Raw genomic sequence first — 24,836 nt, 5'->3', positions numbered from 1 at the left:
TGAATTGCAATGACTGATCGTTCTGACTCGACCCCGGCCTGGCCCGGCGATACCAACCCGGCCCTGGTGCCGGACAGTTTCAGGCAACCGCGCATCCTGCTGCCGGAATGGACCCTGCTGCGCCAGGGCGCGGTACGCGGCCACGCGGTGGTGGTGGAGGGTGGCCGCTTCACGGCAGTGGGCACGGCCGGGGAAGTCGCTGCGCGCTTCCCCGAGTTGGAGACCCTGCCGCTGCCGCGCATGCTGCTGATGCCCGGCATGATCGACACGCATCACCACCTGACGCAGTCGTTCGGCAAGTCGCTGGTGTTCGGCGAGCCGTCGGAGATCTTCCGCCGCGTGTGGGTGCCGCTGGAGGGCAGCCTGAAGGCGGAGCACCTGTACCTGTCGTCCAAGCTGGCGGCGCTGGAAGCGCTGCGCGGCGGCTTCACCACCGTGGTCGATGCCGGCACGCGCAGCGACGCCGGGCTGGACGCGGTTGCGCGCGCGATCACCGATGCCGGCGTGCGCTGCGTGCTGGGCCTGATCTGCAACGACAAGCCTGGCGCCGAAACGCTCGACGCCGCGCCGATCCTGCGCCGCGCCGCCGCTCATCTGGACAAGTACGCCAGCGATCCGCTGGTGGCCCCGTCGCTGGCGATCTCGATTCCCGAGGTGGCCTCTGACGCGATGCTGCACCACGTCTACCAGTTGTGCGCCGAATCCGGCCGCATCTTCCAGACGCACGCCAACGAGCACCTGGTGGCGGTGGAGCGCTCGCTCAATGCCTGCGGGCGCCGTCCGATCGAACATCTCGCGGCAGTCGGCGCACTGGGCCAGGCGGCGCTGCTGGCGCATGCCACGCTGGTGACGCCGCATGAGATCCGCTTGCTGGCCGACACCGGCACCGCGGTGGCCTACAACCCCGTGGCCAGCGCCTGGAAGGGCAACGCCGTGGCGCCGGCTGAAACCATGGCCACCTTCGGCGTGCGCCTGGGTCTGGGCACCGATGGCACCCGCAGCGACGGCTTCCGCCTGCTGGACTATGCCGAGGCCGCCCAGCGCTTCGCCTTCGGCATCGGCGTGGGCGATTCCTCCTGCGGCGCGGGCTGGCGCTGGGTCGACATGGCCACGCATGACGCGGCCGATGTGGCGGGCCTGGGTGCGCTCACCGGCGAGATCGCCGCGGGCAAGCGCGCCGACTTCCTGCTGGTCGACCTGGACGTGCCGGAGCTGACGCCGTCCTGGGACCTGACCTGGGAACTGGTGCGCCTGGCCAACCGCGACCAGATCCGCGCGGTCTTTGTCGATGGCAGCCTGCGCCTGTGGCAGGGCTGGCCCACGGACTGGGACGCTCGCGCGCTGATGCGGGCGATCCACGCCATGGCCGAGGACACCATCGCCAATGCCCCGATCCGCAAGCTGCACGACGCCGCGGACGTGCACCGCGCGCGCCAGGCCGGCATGGAGGCATCCTGACCATGGACATGACGTTGTTCAGCGTCGGCGTGGCGGTCTTTACCGGCGCGCTGGTCCAGGGTGCGACCGGCATGGGCTTCGCGCTGATCGTGGTGCCGGTACTGGCGCTGGCCGCGCCGGCAATGCTGCCAGGCGCGCTGCTGCTGGCGATGCTGCCGCTCAACGCCTACGTGGCATGGCGCGAACGCCATGCCATCGACCTGCGCGGCGCAGGGTGGATCAGCGCCGGGCGGCTGGCCGGCACCTTCGGCGGGCTGTGGGTGCTGGTGGCGATGCCGATGGCATGGCTCAACGCGCTGGTCGGCGGCAGCACCATTGCCGCAGCGGTGGTGTCATTGCTGGCGCCGGCCTTTACGCCGGGGCGGCTGACCTTTGCCTCGACCGGCCTGATCACCGGCGTGACCGAGACCGCAACCGGTGTCGGCGGCCCGCCGCTGGCGCTGGCCTACCAGCATGCGCCGGTCGCGACGCTGCGTGCCACCGTGGCGCTGTGCTTCCTGGTCGGTGAATCGATCTCGCTGGTGGTGCTGGCGCTGAGCGACCGGCTCGGTATGGAGCAGGTGCTCTATGCCATCGGGCTGCTGCCGGTGCTGATCGTCGGCATGGTGGCCAGCCACCTGGTGCACAAGCGCATCAACCAGCGCATGCTGCGCATCGGCGTGCTGGTGTTTGCGCTGGTCTCCGGTGCGGTGGTGCTGCTGCGCGGTTAGACGCCTGGCGTGGACGATGCCCGCACCACCAGTTCGGGCGCGGGCCCGGTGATCACGTCGCGGCTACGGTCGCCGGACAGGTGCGCGAACAGCAGTTCCACCGCCAGCGATGCCACGCGCTCCAGATGCAGGTTGACCGCGGTGATCGGCGGCTGTGCGCTGCGGGCGCGGATGCCGTCATAGCGCGTCACCACCAGCACATCGTCGGGCACGCGCTTGCCCAGCCCTTGCAGGTGGGCCATGGCGCCCACCGCAAACGCATCCACCGGCGCGCACAGCGCATCGAGCGCCGGCATCTGCGCCAGCAACTGCGCGCAGGCCTCGGCGCCCGCGGCTTCGCCGTGTTCCTCGGCTGCCTTGACGATATGGCAGGGCAAGCCCATTGCCTGCGTGAACTCGCGGTAAGCGCGTTCGGTTTCCACATACGACTGCCGCGGCGCCGCGCCGATCATCAGGCCGATATGCCGGCGCCCGTGTCCGTGCAAATGCGCCAGCAGCAGCCGGGCGGTGTCGGCCGATTGCAGGTCGACGCAAGGCACCGGCGTGTCGGTCAGCGGCTCGCGCCCGATCGACACGATGCTGACGCCGCGCTCACGCAGGCGCGCGATATGCGGGTCGCCCGCGATCGGCTCGATCACGATCGCGCCGTCGATATCCAATGTATCGAGCAGGCCCCCGGCGCCTTCCAGCGGCGGCACCAGCACCACGCCCAGGCCGCGCCCCATTGCCGCTTCGGCGGCGATCGCCGCCACTTCCATCATGAAGCCGAGCCGCGACGTGCCGCCCGCCACCGCGAACGGCATCGACGACAACAGCGCGATGCAGTTGGCGCGGCCCGACTGCAGCCGCTGCGCGCGCACGCTGGGCCGGTAGCCCAGTTCGGCGGCAACGCGCTTGACGCGCGCACGCGTGGCCGGGTCCAGCACGCCGCGGTCGTTCAGCGCGTGCGACACCGTGGTCAGCGACACGCCGGCGGCGCGGGCGACGTCGTGGATGGTGATGCGGCGAGGGCGGTCTGGCGTGGATTCGGTCATGCGGGACACGGGCGATGGTTCAGGGCGGAGCATACAACAGCGCGCGGCAAGGGGCAGGTTCAGCGGCGCGCGTTGGCACCGCCAGCTTCGGACGACAGCGCTTTCCAGTGTTCCCGCGTGAACCGATAGAGCACCTCCAGCGCCGGCGACAGCGAGCGCGCCGCCATGCGTGCAATGCCATAGCGGCCGCAGCGGCGCGGATCGGGCGGCATCGGCACTTCGGCCATCAGCCCGGCGGCGCGCTCCTGCCGCGTGATCGAGAGCACGCCGAACAGCAGCGTATCGCTGGCCAGCGTCACGCTGCGCAGCATGTCGAGGTTGTCGCAATGCAGGGTGAAGAGCTTGTCCGGCGCGGCGCCCGGCCCCCATAGCTCCGCCAGTTGCCGGCTGATGACGGTGCTGAGCGTGGTGGTTGCCACCGGGTAGGCGCGAATGGTCTCGATATCGATGCGGCGTTTGCGCAGGATCGGATGCCCGGCGCGGCATACCAGACCTGCGGGTAGCTCACCCAATGGCTCCACGTCGATGTCGTCGGCCGCGCGCAGCACATAGGCATCGCCGACGATGGCGTCGATGGTTTCGTTGCGCAGTGCCTCCAGCAGGGCGCTGGTGGCGCCGGTCTCGGTGCGCACTTTGATGCGCGGGTGGGCCTGCGCCATGTGGATCAGGAACGGCGTCAGCAGCAGCGCCGCCGGCGCGGGCGCGACCCCGATCGTCAGCGAGCCTTCCTCGCCACCTCGCAGCAGGTCCAGGTCGCGCCGCAACTGGCGTTCTTCCAGCCGCATGCGGCGCGCGCGGTCGGCCACCAGTTCGCCGAACACCGTCAGGCGCGCGCGCCGCGCGCCGCGGTCAAAGAGTGGCGCCTTGAGCTCGTCTTCCAGCGCGCGGATGCTGCGGCTCAGCGCCGGCTGGGTCAGGTGTATGGCACGGGCCGCTTCGGAGAACGTGCCGTGCTCGACCACGGCGAGCAGGTGCAGAAGTTTCTGTGTGTCCATGCGGAAAACCATGCGCGTTGGTTATGGGATCGGTTCAACATTTGCATTTGAATCATACCTCCGCGCTCCCTATGATGACCGGAACAAAAGAGCGGGCCGGTGACAGCACACACGGCGCCCGCCATCCACCGCCCATCGGAAACCGGAGAGACATCATGCTCAAGCTGTTGATTGGCCTTGGCCTGCCGTATATCGGCGTCATCGGGATGCTGCCCTGGGTGGCGACTGTCGAGCGCTTCGTGCTCGGCGTGCCCTTTATCTACGCCTGGATCTTTGCCTGGTTCGTGCTGACCTCCGGCTGCATGCTGGCGTGCTGGCTGCTGTTCGACCGCCACGCCGCCGACGCGGCGCATGAAGCCTGAAGGGGAGACCATCATGACCACAGCGGTATTCCTCGGCTTTATCGTCTTCTCGCTCTATCTCGCCATCCGCTCGAAGAAGGGCCACGGCGCGCAGAGCGTGCATGATTTCTTCGTGGCGTCGCGGCAGTTCGGCGCCTACTTGGTGTTCTTTCTGGCCGCGGGCGAGATCTACAGCATCGGCACGATGGTGGGCTTTCCCGGTGGCATCTACGCCAAGGGGCCGACCTACGGGGTCTGGTTCCTCGGCTACATCCTGCTGGCGTATCCGCTCGGCTATTTCCTCGGGCCCAAGATCTGGCAGGCCGGCGCGCGCTATAACGCGATCACGCTGCCGGACCTGTTCAAGGGCCACTACGGCAGCCGTGCGCTGGAGCTGATCGTGGCGGGCTCGGCGATCCTGTTCCTGCTGCCCTGGGGCCAGCTGCAGTTCACCGGGCTGGTGGCGGCGCTCAAGGGGCTGGGCTGGGAGTTCGAGCCGGTGTACCTGGTGATGATCTCGGCGGCGCTGGCCTTTACCTACATTGCCATCTCCGGCGTGCGCGCATCGGCCTATATCGCCATCCTCAAGGACATCCTGATGGTGGTGGCGATCGTCGCCACCGGCGTTGCAGTGGGCTGGAAGGCGGGCGTGGGCGACGTGTTCCATGCCGCCAGCATGCAGGTCAGCAATCAGATGAATGACACCCAGCTGCGCTTCTCGATGAGCACCATGCTGTTCCAGGCACTGGGCTTCTACGTGATGCCGTTCGCGGTGCAGAACTTCTTCACGGCCAAGAGCGCCAACACCATCCGGCGCACGCAGGTGGCGATGCCGCTGTACATGCTGATGTATCCGTTCCTGGTGCTGGCGTCGTACTACGCGATCAGCCAGAACCTGCAGCTCGCCTCCCCCAACGAGGCCTTCTTCGCGGCGGCGGTGCGGCTGTTGCCGGACTGGCTGCTCGGACTGGTGACCGCCGGCGCTGCGCTGTCGGGGCTGCTGGTGCTGGCCGGCATCTGCCTGGCGATCGGCCCCATTGTCACGCGCAACCTGCTGCCCGGCATGCCCGAGGCGCGCCAGAAGCAGGGCGCCAAGGTGGTGATCGTGATCTACCTGGTGTTGTCCATCGCCATGACGCTGGCCACGCCCAACCTGATGCTGACGCTGATCAACACCACCTACTACGGCGTGACGCAGTTCTTCCCTGGCGTGCTGGTGATCCTGTTCTCGCTGAAGGTGCGGCCGCTGGCGATTGCGCTCGGCATCGTCACCGGCCAGGCACTGGCGATCGCGCTGTATGTGCAGCAGGTCGATTTCGGCGGCATCAACCTCGGGCTGGTCAGCCTGTGCGTCAACCTGCTGGTGATCGCGCTGGTGAACTACGCACCCCGCCTGGCCCGCGTGCAGGCGTCGTGAATGAACGGACTCATGCAATTCATGACACAAGACGACACGGCGCGCACGCAGGTATTCGTGGCGCGCAAGATCCTCACGATGGAAGCCGGCCAGCCCGAGGCGACCCAAGTCGCGGTGCGCGACGGCAAGATCCTTGCCGTGGGCGGCGCGGCCGAGATGGCCGGCTGGCCGGATGCGGTGCAGGTCGACACCTTCCGCGACAAGGTGCTGATGCCCGGGCTGGTGGAAGGCCATTGCCACCTGATGGAAGGCGCGATGTGGGATGCGGTCTACGTCGGCTACTTCGACCGCCGCGATCCGGACGGCAAGCTGTGGCGCGGTCTGCGCACGCTGGAGCAGGTGATCGATCGCCTGGCGGGCGCGGCAAGCCAGATGCATGACCCGGACACGCCGCTGCTAGCCTGGGGCTTCGACCCGATCTATTTCGGCGCCAGCCGGCTGTCGGTGCGCGAGCTGGATCGCGTCTCGGCCACGCGGCCCATCGTGGTGATGCATGCCAGCGTGCATCTGATGAACGTCAATTCCGCGATGCTGGCGCGGGCCGGCATCGACGAGGACACAGATATCGACGGCGTGCACAAGGACGCGCGGGGCTTGCCCACCGGCGAGCTGCAGGAATTCGCCGCGATGTTCCCGGTGCAGCGCGTGCTTGGCAGCGGCCTGTCGCTGGCGGCGGCCGAGAATGCCGACGCGGTGCGCCGCTTCGGCCGCGTGGCGCAACTGGCGGGCGTGACCACGGCGACTGACCTGGTCAACGACCTGTCGCCCAAGGGGCTGGAGACGCTGCAGGCGGTCACTGCCGACCCCGGCTTCCCGCTGCGCATCGTCCCGGCGTTCTCGCCGCAGCGCAATGCACAGGGCGGCCCCGCCCGCGTGCAGGCCGCGGCGGCGGCCGGTACCGACAAGCTGCGCTTCGGTCCGGTCAAGTTCATCGTCGACGGCTCGATCCAGGGCTTTACCGCGCGCCTGCGTGCGCCCGGCTATGCCGGCGGACAGGCCAATGGCTTGTGGCTGATCCCGCCCGAGCAACTGCTCGACGCCTTCACGCCGTTCCACCTGGCCGGCCTGCCATTGCATATCCACAACAATGGCGATGAGGCGACGCAAGTGGTGCTGGACGTGCTCGAAGCCATGCTGTCGCGCCATCCGCGCGCGGACCATCGCCATACGCTGCAGCACTGCCAGCTGGCCGACGAGGCACAGCTCGCGCGCGCGGCGCGGCTGGGCCTGTGCATCAACTTCTTCTCCAACCACCTGTACTACTGGGGCGATGCGCATGCCGGCCAGACCGTGGGACCGGCGCGCGCCGCGCGCATGAACCCGGCGGGCACTGCGCGCAAGCTGGCCATTCCGTTTGCGATCCACTCCGATGCGCCGATCACGCCGCTGAACCCGCTCTTCACGGCGTGGTGCGCGGTGCAGCGCCAGACGGCCTCCGGCAGCGTGCTGGGCGAAGCGGAGCGCTTGACCGTCGCCGACGCGCTGTATGCCATCACCATGGGTGCGGCCTATACGCTGAAGCTCGATCACCGCATCGGCAGCATCGCGCCTGGCAAGCTGGCCGACTTTGCCGTGCTGGAAGATGACCCGACCACAGTGGCTCCCGCATGCCTGAAGGACGTGCGCGTCTGGGGCACGGTGCTGGGCGGGCGCGTGTTCCCGGCGCCGGCCCGATGAACGCGCGGGCTCCGGTCCCGCTGGTGGTGGTCGGCGGCTACCTTGGCGCCGGCAAGACCACCTTGCTCAACCGCCTGCTGGCCAACGCGCACGGGCGCCGCATCGCATTGCTGGTCAACGACTTCGGCGAGATCAATATCGATGCCGCGCTGATCCGCACGCGCAGCGACGACGTGATCCAGCTGGAGAACGGCTGTATCTGCTGCTCGATCGGCGGCCGGCTGGCCGAGGCGCTCGTGGCCATCGCAGCAAGGGAGCAGCGGCCCGACCTGCTGGTGATCGAGGCCAGCGGTGTCTCGGACCCGCAGCGTATTGCGCAGGTCGGCTTGCTGGATCGGGCCTTTGTGCTCAATGCCGTGGTGGTGGCCGTGGACGTGACCGAGGTCGCCCACAGCCTGCACGATCCGCTGGTGGGCGACATAGTGCGGCTGCAGATCGCGGGGGCCTCGGTGGTGGTGCTGACCAAGGCAGACCTTGCCGATGCGGATGCACTGGCAATGGCTGCCGCCACGGTCGGCGCCATCGCGCCGCGTTCTGCGGTGCTGAGCGCATGCGAGGGCGAGGTGCCCTTGTCGGTCTTTGTCGACGCCGCCTTGCCGGAACCACATGGCGATGCCGTGCTGCAGGCAGGCGGGCACTGGCGGCGACCCGTCGGCACCGTGCACGCCGGCATCCGCAGCATTTCATACCAGACCGGCCGCGATTTCGACAAGATGCGGCTGCGGCAGGCGCTGAAGACGCTGCCGGTGCGCCTGCTGCGCGCGAAGGGTATGGTCAGGCTGGCAGCCGATCCGCGCCTGCATGAACTGCATGTGGTCGCGGGCCGCATGCGGCTGAATCCGATGGCGCAAGGCGATGCGGCAGGGTCTGCACTGGTATTTATCGGCGCCTTCGGTGCGGAGGAGGAGAGGCGTATCCGCGCCTGCCTCGATCTGGCGCTCGCCTGAGCGGGCGCGTGAATGGTGCCGCTCAGGTGTGGAATTCTTCCGGTTCCGCGTGCGCTGGCTTTCCTTCCCAGCCGCCACGCTCGAACTCCGCGATCACCTGCGCCCCCAGCAGCAGCAAGGTCGCCGCAATCTCCAAGCTCAGCAGCACCACGATCGCCGTGGTCAGCGAACCATAGACCCGGCTCACTTGCGACAACGTGGTGAAGTACCATGCCAGCACATGACGGGAGACTTCCCACAGCACGGCCGCAATCAACGCGCCGCTCAGCGCATGCCGCAGCGACAGCCTGCCAACCGGCATCACCATGTAGATCGAGGTCAGCATCAGCACCTCGCCAATGAAGCCGAGCAGGTAGAGCAGGCCGGTCGAGAGCCGGTCCAGCGACCAGTCGCGGCCCAGCACTTCCACATGCCGTTCGCCGATGGCCAGCAGGCCGCCTGACACCACCGTGACCAGCAGCAGGCCCACGCTCAGTACCGCGATGTAGCAATAGGGCAGTAGCGCCGAGACCAGGAAATGCCGGCGCCGGATCGACACGCGGTGCTCGAAGATCACCGACATGGCATTCTCCAGCACGGTGAAGGCGAGCGAACTGAAGAACAGCATGGTGCCCAGCAGTACCCAGCCGATCGTGCCGCGGTTGCGCAGGAAGGCGGCAAGCTCGGAGATAAGGGCCCTGGACTGCCCCGGCACCACCCACTCCAGGTAGCGCGCGAGCGTGGACAACAGCAGGTCTGGTCCGATCACGTGCGACAGGGCAATGATCATCAGGATTAGCAGCGGCACGATCGACAGCAGCGCGTAGTAGGCCACCGCGCCGGCCAGCAGCAGGCCCTGGTTGGCGCGGAACTGCCTGAGCGTGTGCCAGGCAAAGCGCCCCGGATGGCGGAGCAGGTCGCGGACGCGGGCGTCGGGAAGCTGCATGGCAGACATCGGAGAGGAAGGGTTTCGCCATTATGCGGCTTCGGGGCCTGACATTCCACCGGGTTATGGCTCTATTCCGAACGCATCATTGAGGTCAGGATCCGCGTCCGCCAAGATGGCGCCCGCGGCCTGCACCATGCAGGCTTGCACCTAATGCATACAAGGCGGCGCACCGTCCGTGCAAGCGCCTGGACAGGAATGGAGACAGCATGCAAGCGCAAACAGTGACGCGCAGGACGGGATTCGGACGCAGTCGGGCGTGGTTGGCCGTGGCGCTGCTGGTAGCGCCGATGAGCGTTGCGCTGGCGCAGGGCACCGGCCAGCCTTTGGTCGTTGCCGAGGACGAGGTCATGCAGGGCTTTCCGCCGCCGCCCGACAAGCAAGTCAGCCGCGGCAGCGGGCTGCGTCCGCCGAATATGCGCTGGGCGTTCCGGCATGCGCGCGAGATGTCGCCAACGGCGGGCATCCGGCATGCCAGCCAGCCGCTGGCCCTGGCCGGCCAGCCCGGTACGGAACTGGATGGCACCACGTTTGCCGTGGCGGGCAAGACTGCCCGACTGGCCGATTACCTGCGCGACACCCATACCGACGGCTTTATCGTGCTGCACCAGGGCAAGGTCGTCTATGAGCGCTACCTCGCTGGCTTTGGTCCTTACCAGCCGCATATCTGGGCCTCGATGACCAAGTCCGTCACCGGTCTGCTGGCCGCCATGCTGGTCGAAGAGGGCAAGCTCGATCCGCAGGCCCGGCTGGCGCAGTATGTGCCGGAACTGGCCGGCAATCCGTTCGGCGAGGCCACGGTACAGCAGAACCTGGATATGGAGGTGCCGGTGGGCTACCCGGAGGGGCTGCCGCCGGACCTGGGGCTGTTCGGGGCGGTGGGGATCGTGCCGCGCAAGGCGGATGCGCCGGACACCATCTATGACTTCCTCAAGGTCGTCCACGCCACCGGCGGGCGCGACGAAGTCGGCGTCTGGTACTACCAGAACGGCTCGCCGGAAGCGGTGGCATGGGCGCTGCGGCGTATCACCGGCAAGAGCTGGGCGCAGCTGGTGACCGAGCGGCTGTGGTCCCGCTTTGCCGACGATGATGCCTACACCCAGGTGGACCGCCAGGGCACGGAAATGGCCAGCGGCGGCATGAATTCCACGCTGCGCGACGCCGCCCGCTTTGCCGAGGCGGTGCGCCGGGCGGCCGCGGGCGACGCCTCGGGCGGGATCTCGCCGGCGGCGGTGCGCATTGCGCTGCAGCCGGCCGGCAACCAGGCCCGCTTTGCGCGCGGCAACACCATGCCGGGCCGCGATGGCTATGGCTACCGCAACTACTGGTTCCAGCGCAACGACGGCGACGGCAGCATCGAGGCCAGCGGGCGCTTCGGACAGAAGATCTATATCAACCCGGCCAGGGGGCTGACGGTGGTGAAGTTCTCCGCCAACCCGGACGGCGCCGCGCGTGGGACCAGCGCGGCTGGGGTGCGCAAGCGCGACGATCCGGGCCGGGCGCTGGAATCCGCCGAGGCCATGGTGGCCGCGGCGCTCGCGATCCATCGCGCGGTCAGCCGCTGACCCACGCGACAGCCTGTCAAAGCGTACCGACGTCTATCTGACGACGGCCTATGTCCAGCATGCCGGCATCAACTTCGATACCTCGGCGGTGAGCTTTGCCAACGGGTATTTCCTCGGCAGCGGGCATCGCAGCATGACGGCCGTGGCGGTGGGGATGCGGCATCGATTCTGAGCCGCACCTAGTCCTGCGGTGCCCCCGCCGCCCGCCGCAGGCAATCCAGCATGGCCATGACCGCCGCGCGCGACTGCGCGTCGTCACGCCAGTACATCGACACCGAGCCGAACCCCGCCAGCCGCAGCGGCACGATGCGCAGCGCGCCCAGCTCTTCCAGCCGGCGCGCGGTGCGGTGCGAGGCCAGGCCGATCATGTCGCTGTTGTTGAGTAGCGTGAGATTCAGCACGGTGGAATTGCTCTCCACGCAATCGGCCGGCAGGGCACGCTCGGCGCTGGCCAGCGCGCCTTCCAGCGCGTTGCGGATGGGCGTGCCGCGCGGCCACACCACCCAGCGGTGGCGATACAGGTCGTCCCAGCCGATGCCAGCGCCCTGCAGCAGCGGATGGCGGGGCCGGGCGACGAAGTGGATCGGCTCCATGTAGAGCGATTCGGTGCGCATGTGCGCGTCCTGCAGTTCGGGGGCGGAGCGTCCCACTACGATATCCAGCTCGCTGTGTGCCAGCTGGCTCATCAGCCGGTCCATGGTCGTTTCCACCAGCCGCACGCTGGCGCGGGGCATCTGCTGCAGCAAATGCAGCGCTGCCAGCGGCACGGTATCCGCCGACGACGCGCCCGACGTACCCACCACCACAATCCCGCTGCCGCCGTCGCGCATGGCCTGCAGGTCGTCGCGCGCAGTATCCAGCTGGGCCTCGATCCGGCGTGCGTGCTCGATCAGCGACTCGCCATAGGGCGTGGGCCGCAGCCCGCGCGCCTGGCGCTCGAACAGTGGCAGCCCGATATCGTCCTCCAGGTCCTTCAGCCATTTGGAAAGGCCCGGCTGGGTCGTGTTCAGCATGGCCGCCGACTGGCTCATATTGCCGGTCTCGGCCAGGCTCAGCAGCATCTGCAGGTTGCGCAGCCGCAATCTCTGGGTCCAGTCCATGGGGCTACCTATATAAAAAATCGTATCGATAAGATGAAAAGTTCATTTCAAATCTTATAGGGCGCCGCGTATAACGACAACAAGACGGTGCGAGCGATGACACGCACCCACAAAAGCGCTCCCAAAGCCCTGCATAAAGTTACGGAGACAGCATGTCCGAACACACCCCAGACCCGGCCCGCGTGGCCTATTACGAAGAAATCGGCCGCAGCCACATGACCCCGCTGTGGGAGTCGCTCCACGCGCTGGTGCCGCCGCAACCGCGGCCGCAGATCGTTCCCGCCATCTGGAAGTACGCCCAGATCCGCCCGCTGGTCATGCAGGCCGGCGGCGTCATCAGCGCCGAGGAAGCGGTGCGCCGCGTGCTGGTGCTGGAGAACCCGGGGATCCCGGGCAAGTCGAGCATCACCTCCACGCTGTACGCCGGCCTGCAGCTGATCCTGCCGGGCGAAATCGCGCCCAGCCACCGCCATACCCAGTCCGCGCTGCGCTTTATCGTCGAAGGCAAGGGCGCCTGGACCGCGGTCAACGGCGAGCGCACCACCATGCACCCCGGCGACTTCATCATCACGCCGTCGTGGACCTGGCATGACCATGGCAACCCTGCCGTCGAGGACGGCGGCGAGCCGGTGGTGTGGCTGGACGGGCTGGATATCCCGCTGGTGCAGCAGTTCGATGCCGGCTTTGCCGAGAACTACCCGGAAGCCCAGCAGCCCGTGACCCGCGTCGAGGGCGACAGCTTTGCCCGCTTCGGCCACAACATGGTGCCGGTGCGGCACCGCGTGACCGATCCCACTTCACCGATTTTCAGCTACCCGTACGAGCGTTCGCGCGAGGCGCTGGACCAGCTCTACCGCAACGGCGAGCTCGATGCCTGGGACGGCGTCAAGCTGCGCTATATCAACCCGGCCACCGGCGGCTGGCCGATGCCGACCATCGCCACCTTCATGCAGTACCTGCCGGCGGGCTTCCAGGGCAAGACCTACCGCAGCACCGACGCCACCATCTACAGCGTGGTGGAAGGGCGCGGCACGGTGCGCATCGGCGACGACCAGTTCCAGTTCGAGCCGCGCGATATTTTCGTGGCCCCGTCGTGGGCGCCGGTGCAACTGGGCGCGCTGGAAGACGCGGTGCTGTTCAGCTATTCCGACCGGCCCGTGCTGTCCGCGATGAACCTGCTACGCGAAGCGCGCACCTGAGCCTCCCGCAACCCTGATCCGACCTGCCCCGGGCGGTGCCTGCGCGCACCGCCGGAGGCTCCCGCTTACCTGACGACCTCCGGAAATTCCGAACCATGTCCTACGTCTTCACGCCCCCCGCCACCGTTTCCATCCCCGTTGCCGGCAGCGACGACCAGTTCGCCGTGCGCCGCGTCTACTGCGTGGGCCGCAACTACGCCGCCCATGCGCGCGAGATGGGCTTCGATCCCGACCGCGAGCCGCCGTTCTTCTTCTGCAAGCCGGCCGACGCGATCGTCCCGGTGCAGGCCGGCACCACGCTGGACCTGCCTTATCCGGCGCAGACGCAGAACTACCACTACGAGGCCGAACTGGTGGCCGTGATCGGCAAGGCCGGTTCGGATATCCCGGTCGAACAGGCACTCGAACACGTGTGGGGCTATGCCGTCGGCCTCGACATGACCCGCCGCGACCTGCAGATGAAGATGCGCGAGATGGGCCGCCCCTGGGAAATCGGCAAGGCCTTCGATGCCTCGGCGCCGGTGGCGCCGATCCACCGTGCCAGCGAGATCGGGCACCCGCAGCAGGCCGGCATCTGGCTGACCGTCAACGGTGAAACGAAGCAGCGCAGCGACGTGTCGCACCTGATCTGGTCGGTGGCCGAGACGGTGGCCTACCTGTCGCAGTTCTTCCGCCTGGAGCCGGGCGATGTGATCTTCACCGGCACGCCGGAAGGCGTTGGCGCGGTCAAGGCCGGCGAGACCATGGTCACGGGCGTGGACGGCCTCGGCGAGCTGACCGTGCGCGTGGTCTGACCCCCCGTGAATCGCAGCACACAGGCATTACCGATCATGCAGCTCTATAGTTTCTTCAACAGCTCGACGTCCTACCGGGTGCGCATCGCGCTGGCCCTCAAAGGCCTGCCGTACGACTACCTGCCGGTCAATATCCGCACCGGCCAGCACCGCGCGCCGGAGTATGTCGAAAGCATCAACCCGTCCGCGACCGTGCCCGCGCTGGTGGATGGCAGTCTTGCGCTCGGGCAGTCGTTCGCGATCATCGACTACCTGGATGCGCTCCATCCCGAACCGCGCCTGCTCCCGCAAGACCCGGTGCAGCGAGCGCGGGTGCTGGAACTGGCCACGCTGATCGGCTGCGACATTCACCCAGTCAACAACCTGCGCATGCTGCGCTACCTGCAGGATGTGCTGAAGGTCACGCCCGAGCAGAAGGATGCCTGGTACCGCCACTGGGTCGATGAAGGCATGGCCGGCGTGGAGCGCCTGCTGGCGCTGCACGGACATGGCAGGTGGTGCTTCGGCGATGCGCCGACGCTCGCTGACGTCGCGCTGGTGCCGCAGGTTGCCAACGCCCTGCGCATGGGCTGCGACCTGGGCCGGTACGAGCGCGCGATGGCGGTCTACGCCCACGCCAGCGCCCATCCCGCCTTTGCCCAGGCGGCGCCCGGGCGCCAGCCCGACCATACCGCCTGACGCATCGCGCAGGCCAGGAGACAAGACATGAGCAGTACCAACAACGCGACCGGCAAGGTCCTCATCATCGGCGGCGGCATCGGCGGCCTGGCCGCGGCGCTGGCGCTGGCACGCCAGGGCATCCGCATCGAACTGCTGGAGCAGGCCGAGCAGATCGGCGAGATCGGCGCGGGCATCCAGCTGGCCGCCAACGCCTTTGCTGCGCTCGACGCGCTCGGCGTCGGCGAGGCCGCACGCAGCCGCGCGGTCTTTACCGACTACCTCAGCCTGCGCGATGCGATCGACACCAGCGAGATCGCCCGGGTCGATGTGGGCCAGGCCTACCGCGAGCGCTTCGGCAACCCGTATGCGGTGATCCATCGCGCCGATATCCACCTGTCGATCCTGGAGGCGGTGCAGGACCATCCGCTGATCACGTTCCGCACCAGCACGCGCGTAGAGCAGTTGCTGCAGGACGACAAGGGCGTGACCGTGATCGACCAGCACGGCGAGCATCACCATGGCGACGCGGTGATCGGCTGCGACGGCGTCAAGTCCGCCATCCGCCAGGCATTGATCGGCGATGAGCCCCGCGTCACCGGCCATGTGGTCTACCGCGCCGTGGTCGATGTCGCCGACATGCCGCAGGACCTGCAGGTCAACGCACCAGTGGTGTGGGCCGGCCCGCATTGCCACCTGGTCCACTACCCGCTGCGCGGCGGCCAGCAGTACAACCTGGTGGTGACCTTCCACAGCCGCGAGGAGGAGACCTGGGGCGTGCGCGACGGCAGCAAGGCAGAGGTGCTGTCGTACTTCGACGGCATCCACCCGCTGCCGCACCAGATGCTGGACCGCCCGACCTCGTGGAAGCGCTGGGCCACCGCCGACCGCGATCCGGTCGAGCGCTGGAGCTTCGGCCGCGCCACCATCCTCGGCGACGCCGCGCACCCGATGACGCAGTACGTGGCGCAGGGCGCCTGCCAGGCACTGGAAGATGCGGTCACGCTGGGTGAAGCGGTGAAGGTGGCCGGCGGTGATTTCGAAGCGGCATTCAAGCTTTACGAGCAGGCCCGCATCCCGCGCACCGCCCGCGTGCTCTACGCCGCGCGCGACATGGGCCGCGTCTATCACGCCAAGGGCGTGGACCGGCTGGTGCGCAACAGCCTGTGGACCGGCCGCACGCAGGCGCAGTTCTACGACGCGCTGCAGTGGCTGCATGGCTGGCGTGCCGACAAGTGCCTGAGCCCCACGCCGTGGCTGTAAGCCGCTGACGCAACCTTTCTTCGCAGTCAATCCGAAACGACCTGGCGGCCGCCTATAAGGCCGCCGGGCGTGACTCGCCCCTAATCCTGGCATCAAGGAGGAGACCACCATGCCTGCCAGCCAACCCCTGAACGTCACCGCGTTCATCGACCGCCAGCCGCTGTCGGCGTTCCAGGTGAGCATCGTCGTGCTTTGCTTCCTGATCGTTGCGGTCGATGGTTTCGATACCGCGGCGATCGGCTTCATCGCACCAGCCATCCGCGCGGAATGGCAGCTGACGCCGGCCCAGCTGGCGCCGCTGTTCGGCGCCGGGCTCGGCGGCCTGATGGTCGGCGCCTTCCTCTTCGGCCCACTGGCCGACCGCTTCGGCCGCAAGGGCGTGCTGGTGCTGTCGGTGCTGTTCTTCGGTGCCGCCAGCCTGGCCTCGGCCTGGTCGCATGACCTGTGGACGCTGGTGCTGCTGCGCTTCCTGACTGGCCTGGGCCTGGGTGGGGCCATGCCCAACGCCATCACGCTGACCTCGGAGTTCTGTCCGGAAAAGCGGCGCTCGTTCCTGGTCACGACCATGTTTTGCGGCTTCACGCTGGGCTCGGCTTTCGGCGGACTGGCTTCGGCCGGGCTGATCGACGCCTTTGGCTGGCGCTCGGTGTTGGTGGCCGGCGGGGTCATGCCGCTGATGCTGGCGGCGCTGCTGCAGTGGCTGCTGCCGGAATCGGTGCGCTACCTCGTGCTGGCCGGCAAGCAGCGCGAACGCATCGTCGCCACGCTGCAGAAGATCGCGCCGCAAGCCGACCTGCGCGACGCCACCTTCGTGGTCGGCGAACAGCGCAGCACCAGCTCGCCCGTGCGGCACCTGTTCCGGCCCGAACTGCTGCGGGGCACGCTGCTGTTCTGGCTGACGTTCTTCATGAGCCTGCTGGTGATCTACCTGCTGTCCAGCTGGCTGCCGACGCTGCTGCGCACTGCCGGCCATTCGTTGCGCACGGCCGCGCTGGTGACAACAATGTTCCAGATCGGCGGGACGATAGGGGCGATTGCGCTGGGCTGGCTGATGGACCGGATCAATCCGCACTATGTGCTGGCATCCAGCTATGCGCTGGCGGCGCTTGGCATTGCGGCGGTGGGCAGCGTTGCTTCCGAGCCGGTGGCCGCGGGCATGGCGGTGTTCCTGGCGGGCTTCTGCATCTCAGGGTCGCAGGTGGGTGCGAATGCGCTGTCCGCCAGCTTCTATCCGACGGACTGCCGTGCCACAGGCGTGAGCTGGGCCAACGGCGTGGGCCGGATGGGCTCGGTGGTGGGGTCGGTCGGCGGGGCGACCATGTTGTCGATGGGCCTGGGCATGCCGGCGTTGTTTGCGTTGATTGGCGTGCCGGCGCTGGTCGCGGGGTTGTCGATGTTCTCGTTGGGGATGGTCAGGCGTCAGGGCGCGGTGGAGCGCCTGGCAGTCTGAAAGCGGGCGGCGGGAGCCATTGACTGAGGGGGAGGTGCATGGCCTGACGTTCTCCCCCTCGGCACCACGGCTGTCGGCGATCGATCAGGCGATCGGCAGTTTCAACACCTCCTCGGTCGTCAGGATATCGCCGAAGGTGTCGTCGATGGTGGCAAGCGCGGCCCGGTGCAGGTCCCGGTGCGGCACCACGCCGCCGGCGGTATCCAGGTCGCGCGTTGCGCAGGCATCCTCCGCCACGATCACGCCGTATCCGAGCGGCACCGCATCGCGCGCCGCGCCCGACACGCAGGCATGGGTCATCAGGCCCGTGATGATCAGGGTCTTGATGCCGGCGGCCTTGAGGCGCTGGTCCAGGTCGGTCGTCGGGAACACGCTGACCGAGGTCTTCTGCAATACCTTGTGATGCGCGGCCGGCTGCAGGTCGCTGTGGAATTTCACGCTGGCGCTCTGTTCCGCAAAGATGGGGCTGCCCGCGGGCGTCACATGCTGGATGTGGACAACAGGAATCCCTGCCGCATCCGCGTGAGCGATCAGGCGTTGCGCATTGCCCAGGGCGCGCGCGCCGTCCGGAATCGGCATCTTGCCGCTGAAGTACTCATTCTGGAAATCGATCGCCAGCAAGGCGCTGCTGGCGGCTTCGATAGCGGTGGGGGCCGGTGCGCCGGCCATGGTGCGAATCGTCGGGTGGTTCATTGTGGTCCTCGTCATGGGGAAGAAGAGGGCGGCGCCGTTGCCGAGGAGGCCGCCCCAATCACCGCAACCGCGGCATGGGATGTAGTTTCCAACGCCCGCTGGAACCCCGAAAGTGGCCCGATGGACAGCATCCGATAGAATTGGGCCAACTTCAATCCCTGTCCCTGACTGCGAGAATGCAATGCATACCGTCGCGGTGATCGCCTTCGAAGGCATCAGCCCCTTCCACCTGTCCGTGCCCTGTATCGTGTTTGGCGACGATCTTGCCCGGCTGGGCGTGCCGCGCTACCGGCTGATCATCTGCGGCGAGAAGACCGGGCTGATTCCAACCATGTCCGGTTTCAGGATCGAGGTCGGGCACGACCTTTCGGTGCTGGCCGAGGCGGATACGGTCATCATGCCGGCCTGGCGCGACCCTGCGGAGCGCCCGCCCCAGGCCCTGGTGGAAGCGCTGCAAACCGCCAGCGTGCGGGGCGCGCGGATTGCCGGCCTTTGCCTGGGTACGTTCGTGGTCGCCGAGGCGGGTTTGCTGGACGGGCGCACGGCGGCCACGCATTGGGCCTGGGCCGATGACTTTGCGAACCGGTATCCGAAGGTCAGGCTCGATCGCAACTCCCTGTATATCGACGATGGCGACATCCTGACCTCGGCCGGGACGGCGGCCGCCCTGGATTGCTGCCTGCACCTGCTGCGCCGCGACCATGGCGCGGAGGTCGCCAACCGGGTGGCCCGCCGCATGGTCGTTGCCCCGCACCGGCATGGCGGCCAGGCCCAGTACATCGAACAGCCGCTGCCCCGGATGGATGGCGCGGACAAGCTCAGCACGACCCTGGACTGGGCCATCGAGAACCTGGACCAGGCGCTGGCACTGGACACGCTGGCGGAGAGCGCCGGGATGAGCCGGCGCAACTTCACCAGGCGCTTCAAGGCGAAGACTGGCACAACGGTGACGCAGTGGGTGCTGAACCACAGGCTGGCGGCGGCGCAGCGCCTGCTGGAGACGACGGACAAGGGGGTCGACCTCATCGCCGAGCTGGTAGGGTTTGGATCCGCCGTTTCGTTCCGGCAGCACTTCACCCAGGCCTTCGCCGTTTCTCCGTCTGCCTACCGCAAGCAGTTTGGCGGTGCGGTGCTGCCGGATTGACCAACGGGGCCTGGTTCTGAGGACAGGGGCTTACGGAGCCCAGCCAGGCAGTTCCGATGCCTGCCGGATCCAGCTTGCCACCAGCGCCTCGTCAAGCTCGTCGTCTTCGTGGATGTGGAAGTAACGCGTGTTCTCGTCCTTGGACTCGACAGGGGGAACAGGGCGCAGCGACATGCCACGGAAGAATGCCACCTTGATGTACCTCGTCATGCAATGGAAGCTGAGGAACCAGCCCTGACCCTCGATGCCATAGAAGGGCGAGTTCCACCTCACTGCCTTGCGGACGTCAGGCACGGTGCGCTGGATGAGCGCGTCGAGGCGGCGCCCGGCGTCGTGTTTCCAGCCCGGCATGGCGGCGATGTAGGCCTGCACGGGGGCATCTCCGTCGGCCTTCGCGATCTGGGGGTTGCCGCCAGCGAGCAGGGGCGGGCTGGCAGCGGCCCGCCTGGCCGGGGTCTTCGTTGCGGCGTGCGCCGGCTTCCTGGATGGTTGGTTCGCCATTGCCTTCACTCCATCGAATACACGCTGACTGCCTGACAGACAGGCCAAGTCGCCCAGGGCAGGCATGGCTGCTGACGACAGTGCATGAAGCACAACAATCGGGCTATGCTAACCTGCTGAAACGGATGGAGCGATGAACGAGGGATCGACCGAAACGCTCTCTGCCATTGCCGAACGTGAGCTGCCTCATCCACGGGACCAATTCGAGGAATAGGGATCCAATGAATCCATCGGAACGTATCGACGAGCTGATCGCAGGACTCACCGACTGGCGTGGCAAGACGCTGGCCAGCCTGCGCAAGACCATCCTTGAGGCCGATGGCGAGATCATCGAGGAATGGAAATGGATGGGAAGCCCGGTGTGGTCGCGCGACGGCATGATCGCAGTCGCCAACGCGCACAAGGAGAAGGTGAAGATCACCTTCACCAATGGGGCCAGCCTGCCGGATCCTGACAAGCTCTTCAACGCCGGCCTCGGCGGCAACAAGTGGCGCGCGATCGATCTCTTCGAGGGCGACAAGATTGACGCGAGTGCCATGAAGAATCTCATCCTTGCCGCGATTGCGTTCAATCAGGGCAAGTCGAAGAAGAAGGCAGCGCCCGCGGCTACCCGGGCGAAAGCACAAGAGCGTAAAGAGTAAAGGGACGCGAAGCGTCCTGGCGTGCGGGCGCGCGCCTGAGCTTCGCAACGAAGGTCCCGGCCGGCATGCTCCACGCATATGGAATGCCGGATTTCTTCGTTGGTTTTCGCGCGCTGCGCGCGTACGTTCGTGGGTTTCCATCTCCCCGCGAATGCTATGACCGCTTCCCGACGACAGTTCCTGCGCCAGGGCGCCGCCGCCACGGCCGCGCTCGCCTCCGGCCCCATCCTTTCCTTTACCACCTTCGCCACCAGCAGTGCGCAAGCGCAGGGGCGCCCGGTCCTGAAAGCCGGCGACCAGAAGGGCGGCCTGCGCGCGCTGCTCGAGTCCGCCAACGCGCTCGAGGGCCTGGGCTACGACATTCAATGGACCGAGTTCCCTGCCGCGGCACCGCTTGCCGAGGCGCTGAACGCGGGCGCGGTCGACAGCGGCCCGATCGGCGATGCCCCGGCGATCTTCGCGCTGGCGGCCGGCACGCGGATCAAGCTGATCGGCGCCAACCGCTCTGACCCCTACGGCACGGCAATCCTGGTGCGGCCCGACTCGCCGCTGCGGCAGGCCGCCGACCTGAAAGGCAAGAGCATCGGCACGAACCGTGGCTCGATCGGGCACTTGGTGACGCTCAAGGCGCTGGAATCCGCGGGGCTGAAGCCGGAGGACGCCAACCTCCGCTTCCTGCCGCCGGCGGATGCCAAGCTCGCGTTGAGCAGCGGCTCGGTGGATGCGTGGGCGACGTGGGAACCCTATACCGCGATGGTGGAAACGAGCGGCCACGCGCGCGTGCTGGTCAGCGGACGCGGGCTGTGGTCCGGCCTCAGCTACCTGGCGGCCACCGATGCCGCGCTGGCGGCCAAGCGCGTGGTGCTGCAGGACTTCCTGCGCCGGGTGGTGCGTGCGCAGCAATGGTCCTACCAGCACGTACCGGAGTTCTCGGCGGCCCTCGCCCGCATCATCGGGATCCCGCCGCAGGCGGCACGGCTGCAGTTCGAGCGGCGGCACACGCAATGGCGGAGCATCGATGCCGAACTGCTCGCCGAGCAGCAGCGCACGGCGGATTTCTACCAGAAAGTTGGGCTGCTCAAGCAACGGCTCGATGTGCGGCAGACCTTCGACTCCGGGTTCTCCCTTACCGCCTGACCGCCGCGGGCGGCATCAGGCCGTGCACCGGGATCTTCGACGGCCTCGGGAAGCGCCTCCGGCACGACCAAAGCCTCGTCGGTAGCCGCTAAGGATTTCCATGATTGACGCCGCCTCGCGCCAGCGCATTTCACGGCCTGGCGCGGCCTGCGCCGGCGCGGCCCGTTCTGGTTCCAGCGAATGCGGGCAACTGGTCCTATAGGCCCGGAATGGCCCTCACCTATAAAGCCGTGACCCCCAAACATATTTCCCTTCCGAGGAGCACAACCATGCGGTGGATCAAGCAGATAGCGACGTATTTCGCCCTGGTGGCCGCGCTGGCGCCAGCCGCACACGCCCAGAGCAAGAATGTAGTGATTGCTTACCAGGACATGGTGGTGCCCTGGCGCTACGCGCAGGACATGAAGGAACTGGAAAAGCAGACCGGCTACACGGTTTCGTTCCGGCAGTTCGGCGGTGGCGGGGATGTGATCCGCGCCATGGCTTCGGGCCAGATCGCCATTGGCGAGGCCGGCACTTCGCCGATTGCGTCGGCGCTGTCGCAAGGGCTGGATGTCGAACTTTTTTGGATCCTGGACGATATCAACGCAGCCGAGGCGATGGTGGCGCGCAATGGCAGCAAGATCGCCAGCGTCGCCGACCTGAAGGGCAAGCGCGTCGGCGTGCCCTTCGTGTCAACCACGCACTACCACACGCTGGTCGCACTGGAGCGCGCCAAGATCAATCCGAAGGACGTCCGCATTGTCAACATGCGGCCGCCCGAGGTAGCCGCCGCCTGGGAGCGCGGCGATATCGACGCCACCTTTATCTGGGACCCGGTGCTGGCCAAGCTCAAGCAGTCAGGCACCGTGCTGATGACTTCCGGCCAGATTGCCGCCGACACCGGCAAGGCCACCTTCGACGGTATGATCGCCAACAAGAAGTTTGCCCGTGAAAACCCGGAGTTCATGGTCAAGCTGGTGCGCGTGCTGGCCGCCGCGGATGACAACTACCGCAAGAACAAGGCGTCGTGGACCCCCGATTCGCCCATGGTGAAGGCGGTGGCCAAGGTGTCTGGCGCCAAGGCCGAGACCGTACCCGCGAGCATGGCGCTGTACGCCTTCCCCACGCTGCAGGAGCAGGTGTCGGAGCGCTGGCTGGGCGGCGGCGCGGCGCGCGCGCTGCAGTCCGCGGCGCAGTTCCTCAAGGAGCAGGGCACCATCCAGACCGTCTTGCCGGACTATGGCCCGGGCGTCAACGCGGAATGGGCGAAGCGGGCGTTGCGCTGACGCCGCGCCCATCGCGCTGAAGATGGCCGCCGCGCGCAAGCCAGTCCGGCGCGGCCGCCCCGAAAGTCCTGTTGCGGAAGCCCATCATGTACAAGCTTGAAATCGATAATCTCAGTGTCAACTATGGCGTCGCAGGCGGCGCCAAAACGCTGGCCCTGTCGCAAGTCAACCTCACCATGGAGCGCGGCGATTTCGTCGTGGCGCTCGGTGCCTCGGGCTGCGGCAAGACCACCTTGCTGTCGTGCATCGCAGGCTTCATGGAACCCTCGGAAGGCGAGATCCGGCTGTCCGGCAAGGTGGTGCGCGGGCCGGGTGCCGAACGCGGCGTGGTGTTCCAGAAGCACGCCCTGATGCCGTGGCTCAGCGTGGCGGACAACGTCGCGCTCGGATTGCGCCTGCGCGGCGTATCGCGTGCCGAGCGGCTGCGGGTCGCGCATGAGAAGCTGGCCGCGGTCGGGCTGGAAGATGTCGCCAGCAAGCCGGTCTATCAGCTTTCGGGCGGCATGCAGCAGCGCGTCGGGATTGCCCGCGCGCTCGCCTGTGATCCGGCCGTGATGCTGATGGACGAGCCGCTGGGCGCGCTCGACGCGCTGACGCGCGAATCGATCCAGGCGCTGATTCTCAAGCTCTGGGCCAAGGAACAGAAGATTGTTTTCTTTATCACGCACAGCGTGGAAGAGGCGCTGTTCCTGGCCACGCGGCTGATTGTCATGACGCCGTCGCCTGGCCGCATCGCGCACACCTATGAACTGCCGTTCGCGCGGCGCTTCATCGAATGCGGGGACGCCCGTGCAGTCAAGGCCGACCCGGAATTCATCCGCTATCGCGAAGAGATCATTGATCTGATCCATGCCACCGCCTGAGGAACACGAGATGCCCGCTTCCGTCCAACGCATCGAACCCACGCCGCGCGTCACCAAAGCCGCAGCGGCCGGGGCCAGCCAGCAAATGAAGACCGTTTCGGGCTACCGCCTGCCCGGCGAGGGGTCAAGTTCACGCATCTCCACCATCACCGTGGTCCTGCTGCTCGCGTTGTGGTGGCTTGCCAGCCATCTGCGCTGGCTGCCGCCGCTGTTCCTGCCCACGCCTGAGTCGATCGTCACCGCCTTTATCGATGCCTGGCAGGGCAACCTGCAGGGCGGCCAGCCGCTGACCGAGCATTTCGCGGCCAGCATGCTGCGCGTGTTCGGCGCCTTCGGGCTGGCGGTGGTCACGGCGGTGCCGATCGGCGTGATGATGGGGGTGTCGCGCATCGCACGCGGCGTCTTCGATCCGCCGATCGAGTTCTACCGTCCCCTGCCGCCGCTGGCGTACCTGCCGCTGATCGTGATCTGGTTCGGCATCGACGAGACCTCGAAGGTGCTGCTGATCTTCCTGGCCTGCTTCGCGCCGCTGGCAATGTCGGCCCAGGCCGGCGTGCGCTCGGTCACCATCGAGCAGATCAACGCGGCTTACTCGATGGGTGCCACGCCGTGGCAGGTGGTGCGCCACGTGGTGATACCCGCCGCACTGCCCGATATCCTGACCGGGATGCGCATTGCCATCGGCTTCGGGTGGACCACCCTGGTCGCCGCTGAAATGGTGGCCGCGACCGCCGGCCTTGGCCAGATGGTGCTCAATGCCTCCAACTTCCTGCGTACAGACGTGGTGATCATGGGCATCGTGCTGATCGGGCTGATCGCCTACGTGTTCGACCTGCTGATGCGCAAGCTGGCGAAGGTCCTGGTGCCCTGGAAGGGACGGATGTGAGGTGAGGGTGTAGCTCCGGGATCATCATCCCCCCAGGGGGCACGATGAGCCGTTCAGACTTGGCCGGAGAATGCAGTGGAAGATAGCGCAGGCGGTATCTTCCGCTGCGGACTCCAAGTTGCGTCGCCACCCGTTGAAGCGGGGGCGACGCACCTCGGTCCCGTTACAGCG

General features: G+C 67.4%; 24 protein-coding genes and 1 pseudogene. 19 read left to right on the top strand and 6 right to left on the bottom strand.

Annotated features, from left to right (window positions below; translation table 11 throughout):
* The first annotated feature begins 9 nt into the window (after window positions 1-9).
* Window positions 10-1,458: an amidohydrolase family protein gene (locus AC3WL8_RS28420; RefSeq protein WP_013952501.1), complete on the top strand. Its 1,449-nt coding sequence runs from the start codon at window positions 10-12 to the stop codon at window positions 1,456-1,458.
* A 2-nt stretch (window positions 1,459-1,460) separates the two neighbouring features.
* Window positions 1,461-2,168, top strand: a complete 708-nt coding sequence (locus tag AC3WL8_RS28415) for a sulfite exporter TauE/SafE family protein (protein WP_013952502.1) — start codon at window positions 1,461-1,463, stop codon at window positions 2,166-2,168.
* Here the strand turns inward: AC3WL8_RS28415 and AC3WL8_RS28410 are convergent.
* Both AC3WL8_RS28410 and AC3WL8_RS28405 read right to left on the bottom strand, forming a co-directional pair.
* The gene (locus tag AC3WL8_RS28410) at window positions 2,165-3,202 is read right to left on the bottom strand and encodes a LacI family DNA-binding transcriptional regulator (RefSeq protein ID WP_211981041.1); all 1,038 of its coding nucleotides are present in this window, start codon (window positions 3,200-3,202) and stop codon (window positions 2,165-2,167) included. The two genes, AC3WL8_RS28415 and AC3WL8_RS28410, sit on opposite strands and share 4 nt — an antisense overlap.
* 59 nt (window positions 3,203-3,261) lie before the next feature.
* Window positions 3,262-4,197 carry a LysR family transcriptional regulator gene (locus tag AC3WL8_RS28405; RefSeq protein ID WP_041228823.1) on the bottom strand — a complete coding sequence of 312 codons (936 nt, stop codon included), beginning with the start codon at window positions 4,195-4,197 and terminating at the stop codon, window positions 3,262-3,264.
* A 155-nt stretch (window positions 4,198-4,352) separates the two neighbouring features.
* Here AC3WL8_RS28405 and AC3WL8_RS28400 point away from each other — a divergent pair, with 155 nt between their 5' ends.
* From AC3WL8_RS28400 to AC3WL8_RS28385, 4 genes are read left to right on the top strand one after another with little or no spacing between them, the layout of a single operon-like run.
* On the top strand, window positions 4,353-4,559 hold the full coding sequence (locus AC3WL8_RS28400; protein ID WP_013952505.1) for a DUF3311 domain-containing protein: 207 nt from the start codon (window positions 4,353-4,355) through the stop codon (window positions 4,557-4,559).
* A 13-nt stretch (window positions 4,560-4,572) separates the two neighbouring features.
* Window positions 4,573-5,955, top strand: a complete 1,383-nt coding sequence (locus AC3WL8_RS28395; protein WP_013952506.1) for a sodium:solute symporter family protein — start codon at window positions 4,573-4,575, stop codon at window positions 5,953-5,955.
* A gap of 12 nt (window positions 5,956-5,967) precedes the next feature.
* Window positions 5,968-7,632, top strand: a complete 1,665-nt coding sequence (locus AC3WL8_RS28390) for an amidohydrolase (protein WP_492379343.1) — start codon at window positions 5,968-5,970, stop codon at window positions 7,630-7,632.
* Entirely contained in the window at window positions 7,629-8,579 is a 951-nt protein-coding gene (locus tag AC3WL8_RS28385; RefSeq protein WP_492379324.1) for a CobW family GTP-binding protein, read from the top strand. Before AC3WL8_RS28390 ends, AC3WL8_RS28385 begins: the two co-directional genes overlap by 4 nt.
* A gap of 22 nt (window positions 8,580-8,601) precedes the next feature.
* Here AC3WL8_RS28385 and AC3WL8_RS28380 read toward each other — a convergent pair whose 3' ends face one another.
* Window positions 8,602-9,513 (bottom strand): YihY/virulence factor BrkB family protein, encoded by a 912-nt coding sequence (locus AC3WL8_RS28380; RefSeq protein WP_013952509.1) that lies wholly within the window; start codon window positions 9,511-9,513, stop codon window positions 8,602-8,604.
* Window positions 9,514-9,713: 200 nt separating this feature from the next.
* Between AC3WL8_RS28380 and AC3WL8_RS28375 the strand changes: the two genes are divergently transcribed.
* Window positions 9,714-11,069: a serine hydrolase domain-containing protein gene (locus AC3WL8_RS28375; protein ID WP_492379323.1), complete on the top strand. Its 1,356-nt coding sequence runs from the start codon at window positions 9,714-9,716 to the stop codon at window positions 11,067-11,069.
* A 10-nt stretch (window positions 11,070-11,079) separates the two neighbouring features.
* Window positions 11,080-11,241 (top strand): annotated as a pseudogene (locus tag AC3WL8_RS28370) (porin); the annotation flags it as partial.
* Window positions 11,242-11,248: 7 nt separating this feature from the next.
* On the opposite strand, the gene AC3WL8_RS28365 reads toward AC3WL8_RS28370, so the two are convergent.
* Window positions 11,249-12,169: a LysR family transcriptional regulator gene (locus AC3WL8_RS28365; protein ID WP_013952511.1), complete on the bottom strand. Its 921-nt coding sequence runs from the start codon at window positions 12,167-12,169 to the stop codon at window positions 11,249-11,251.
* A gap of 152 nt (window positions 12,170-12,321) precedes the next feature.
* Between AC3WL8_RS28365 and gtdA the strand changes: the two genes are divergently transcribed.
* From gtdA to AC3WL8_RS28340, 5 genes are all read left to right on the top strand, one after another.
* Window positions 12,322-13,368, top strand: coding sequence for a gentisate 1,2-dioxygenase (gtdA, locus tag AC3WL8_RS28360; RefSeq protein ID WP_013952512.1), 1,047 nt, complete (start codon window positions 12,322-12,324; stop codon window positions 13,366-13,368).
* Window positions 13,369-13,463: 95 nt separating this feature from the next.
* Window positions 13,464-14,162: a fumarylacetoacetate hydrolase family protein gene (locus tag AC3WL8_RS28355; RefSeq protein WP_211981043.1), complete on the top strand. Its 699-nt coding sequence runs from the start codon at window positions 13,464-13,466 to the stop codon at window positions 14,160-14,162.
* Between the two features lie 36 nt (window positions 14,163-14,198).
* Window positions 14,199-14,840: a maleylacetoacetate isomerase gene (maiA, locus tag AC3WL8_RS28350; protein WP_013952514.1), complete on the top strand. Its 642-nt coding sequence runs from the start codon at window positions 14,199-14,201 to the stop codon at window positions 14,838-14,840.
* Between the two features lie 27 nt (window positions 14,841-14,867).
* Window positions 14,868-16,082 (top strand): 3-hydroxybenzoate 6-monooxygenase, encoded by a 1,215-nt coding sequence (locus AC3WL8_RS28345; protein WP_013952515.1) that lies wholly within the window; start codon window positions 14,868-14,870, stop codon window positions 16,080-16,082.
* 109 nt (window positions 16,083-16,191) lie between these two features.
* On the top strand, window positions 16,192-17,532 hold the full coding sequence (locus tag AC3WL8_RS28340) for an MFS transporter (RefSeq protein WP_492379322.1): 1,341 nt from the start codon (window positions 16,192-16,194) through the stop codon (window positions 17,530-17,532).
* An 84-nt stretch (window positions 17,533-17,616) separates the two neighbouring features.
* Here the strand turns inward: AC3WL8_RS28340 and AC3WL8_RS28335 are convergent, their stop codons facing one another.
* Window positions 17,617-18,225, bottom strand: coding sequence for a cysteine hydrolase family protein (locus AC3WL8_RS28335; RefSeq protein WP_492379321.1), 609 nt, complete (start codon window positions 18,223-18,225; stop codon window positions 17,617-17,619).
* A 181-nt stretch (window positions 18,226-18,406) separates the two neighbouring features.
* Here AC3WL8_RS28335 and AC3WL8_RS28330 point away from each other — a divergent pair, with 181 nt between their 5' ends.
* Complete coding sequence (locus AC3WL8_RS28330) at window positions 18,407-19,369, top strand: GlxA family transcriptional regulator (RefSeq protein WP_492379320.1); 963 nt, start codon at window positions 18,407-18,409, stop codon at window positions 19,367-19,369.
* Window positions 19,370-19,399: 30 nt separating this feature from the next.
* Here AC3WL8_RS28330 and AC3WL8_RS28325 read toward each other — a convergent pair whose 3' ends face one another.
* Window positions 19,400-19,870 carry a DUF1801 domain-containing protein gene (locus AC3WL8_RS28325; protein WP_013952519.1) on the bottom strand — a complete coding sequence of 157 codons (471 nt, stop codon included), beginning with the start codon at window positions 19,868-19,870 and terminating at the stop codon, window positions 19,400-19,402.
* A gap of 221 nt (window positions 19,871-20,091) precedes the next feature.
* Between AC3WL8_RS28325 and AC3WL8_RS28320 the strand changes: the two genes are divergently transcribed.
* The 5 genes from AC3WL8_RS28320 (at window position 20,092) to AC3WL8_RS28300 (ending at window position 24,665) form a co-directional block, all read left to right on the top strand.
* Entirely contained in the window at window positions 20,092-20,511 is a 420-nt protein-coding gene (locus AC3WL8_RS28320) for a DUF1801 domain-containing protein (protein ID WP_013952520.1), read from the top strand.
* Between the two features lie 156 nt (window positions 20,512-20,667).
* Window positions 20,668-21,648 (top strand): ABC transporter substrate-binding protein, encoded by a 981-nt coding sequence (locus AC3WL8_RS28315; protein WP_041228578.1) that lies wholly within the window; start codon window positions 20,668-20,670, stop codon window positions 21,646-21,648.
* 269 nt (window positions 21,649-21,917) lie between these two features.
* Window positions 21,918-22,916 (top strand): taurine ABC transporter substrate-binding protein, encoded by a 999-nt coding sequence (gene tauA, locus AC3WL8_RS28310; protein ID WP_013952522.1) that lies wholly within the window; start codon window positions 21,918-21,920, stop codon window positions 22,914-22,916.
* Between the two features lie 86 nt (window positions 22,917-23,002).
* The gene (locus tag AC3WL8_RS28305; protein ID WP_013952523.1) at window positions 23,003-23,779 is read left to right on the top strand and encodes a taurine ABC transporter ATP-binding protein; all 777 of its coding nucleotides are present in this window, start codon (window positions 23,003-23,005) and stop codon (window positions 23,777-23,779) included.
* Between the two features lie 10 nt (window positions 23,780-23,789).
* The gene (locus tag AC3WL8_RS28300) at window positions 23,790-24,665 is read left to right on the top strand and encodes an ABC transporter permease subunit (protein ID WP_013952524.1); all 876 of its coding nucleotides are present in this window, start codon (window positions 23,790-23,792) and stop codon (window positions 24,663-24,665) included.
* The last annotated feature ends 171 nt before the right edge of the window (window positions 24,666-24,836 follow it).

This window comes from Cupriavidus sp. FW305-F7 (assembly GCF_058782875.1).
The sequence above is the reverse complement of the archived record's forward strand: the minus strand, read 5'-3'. Positions and strand labels throughout refer to the sequence as shown.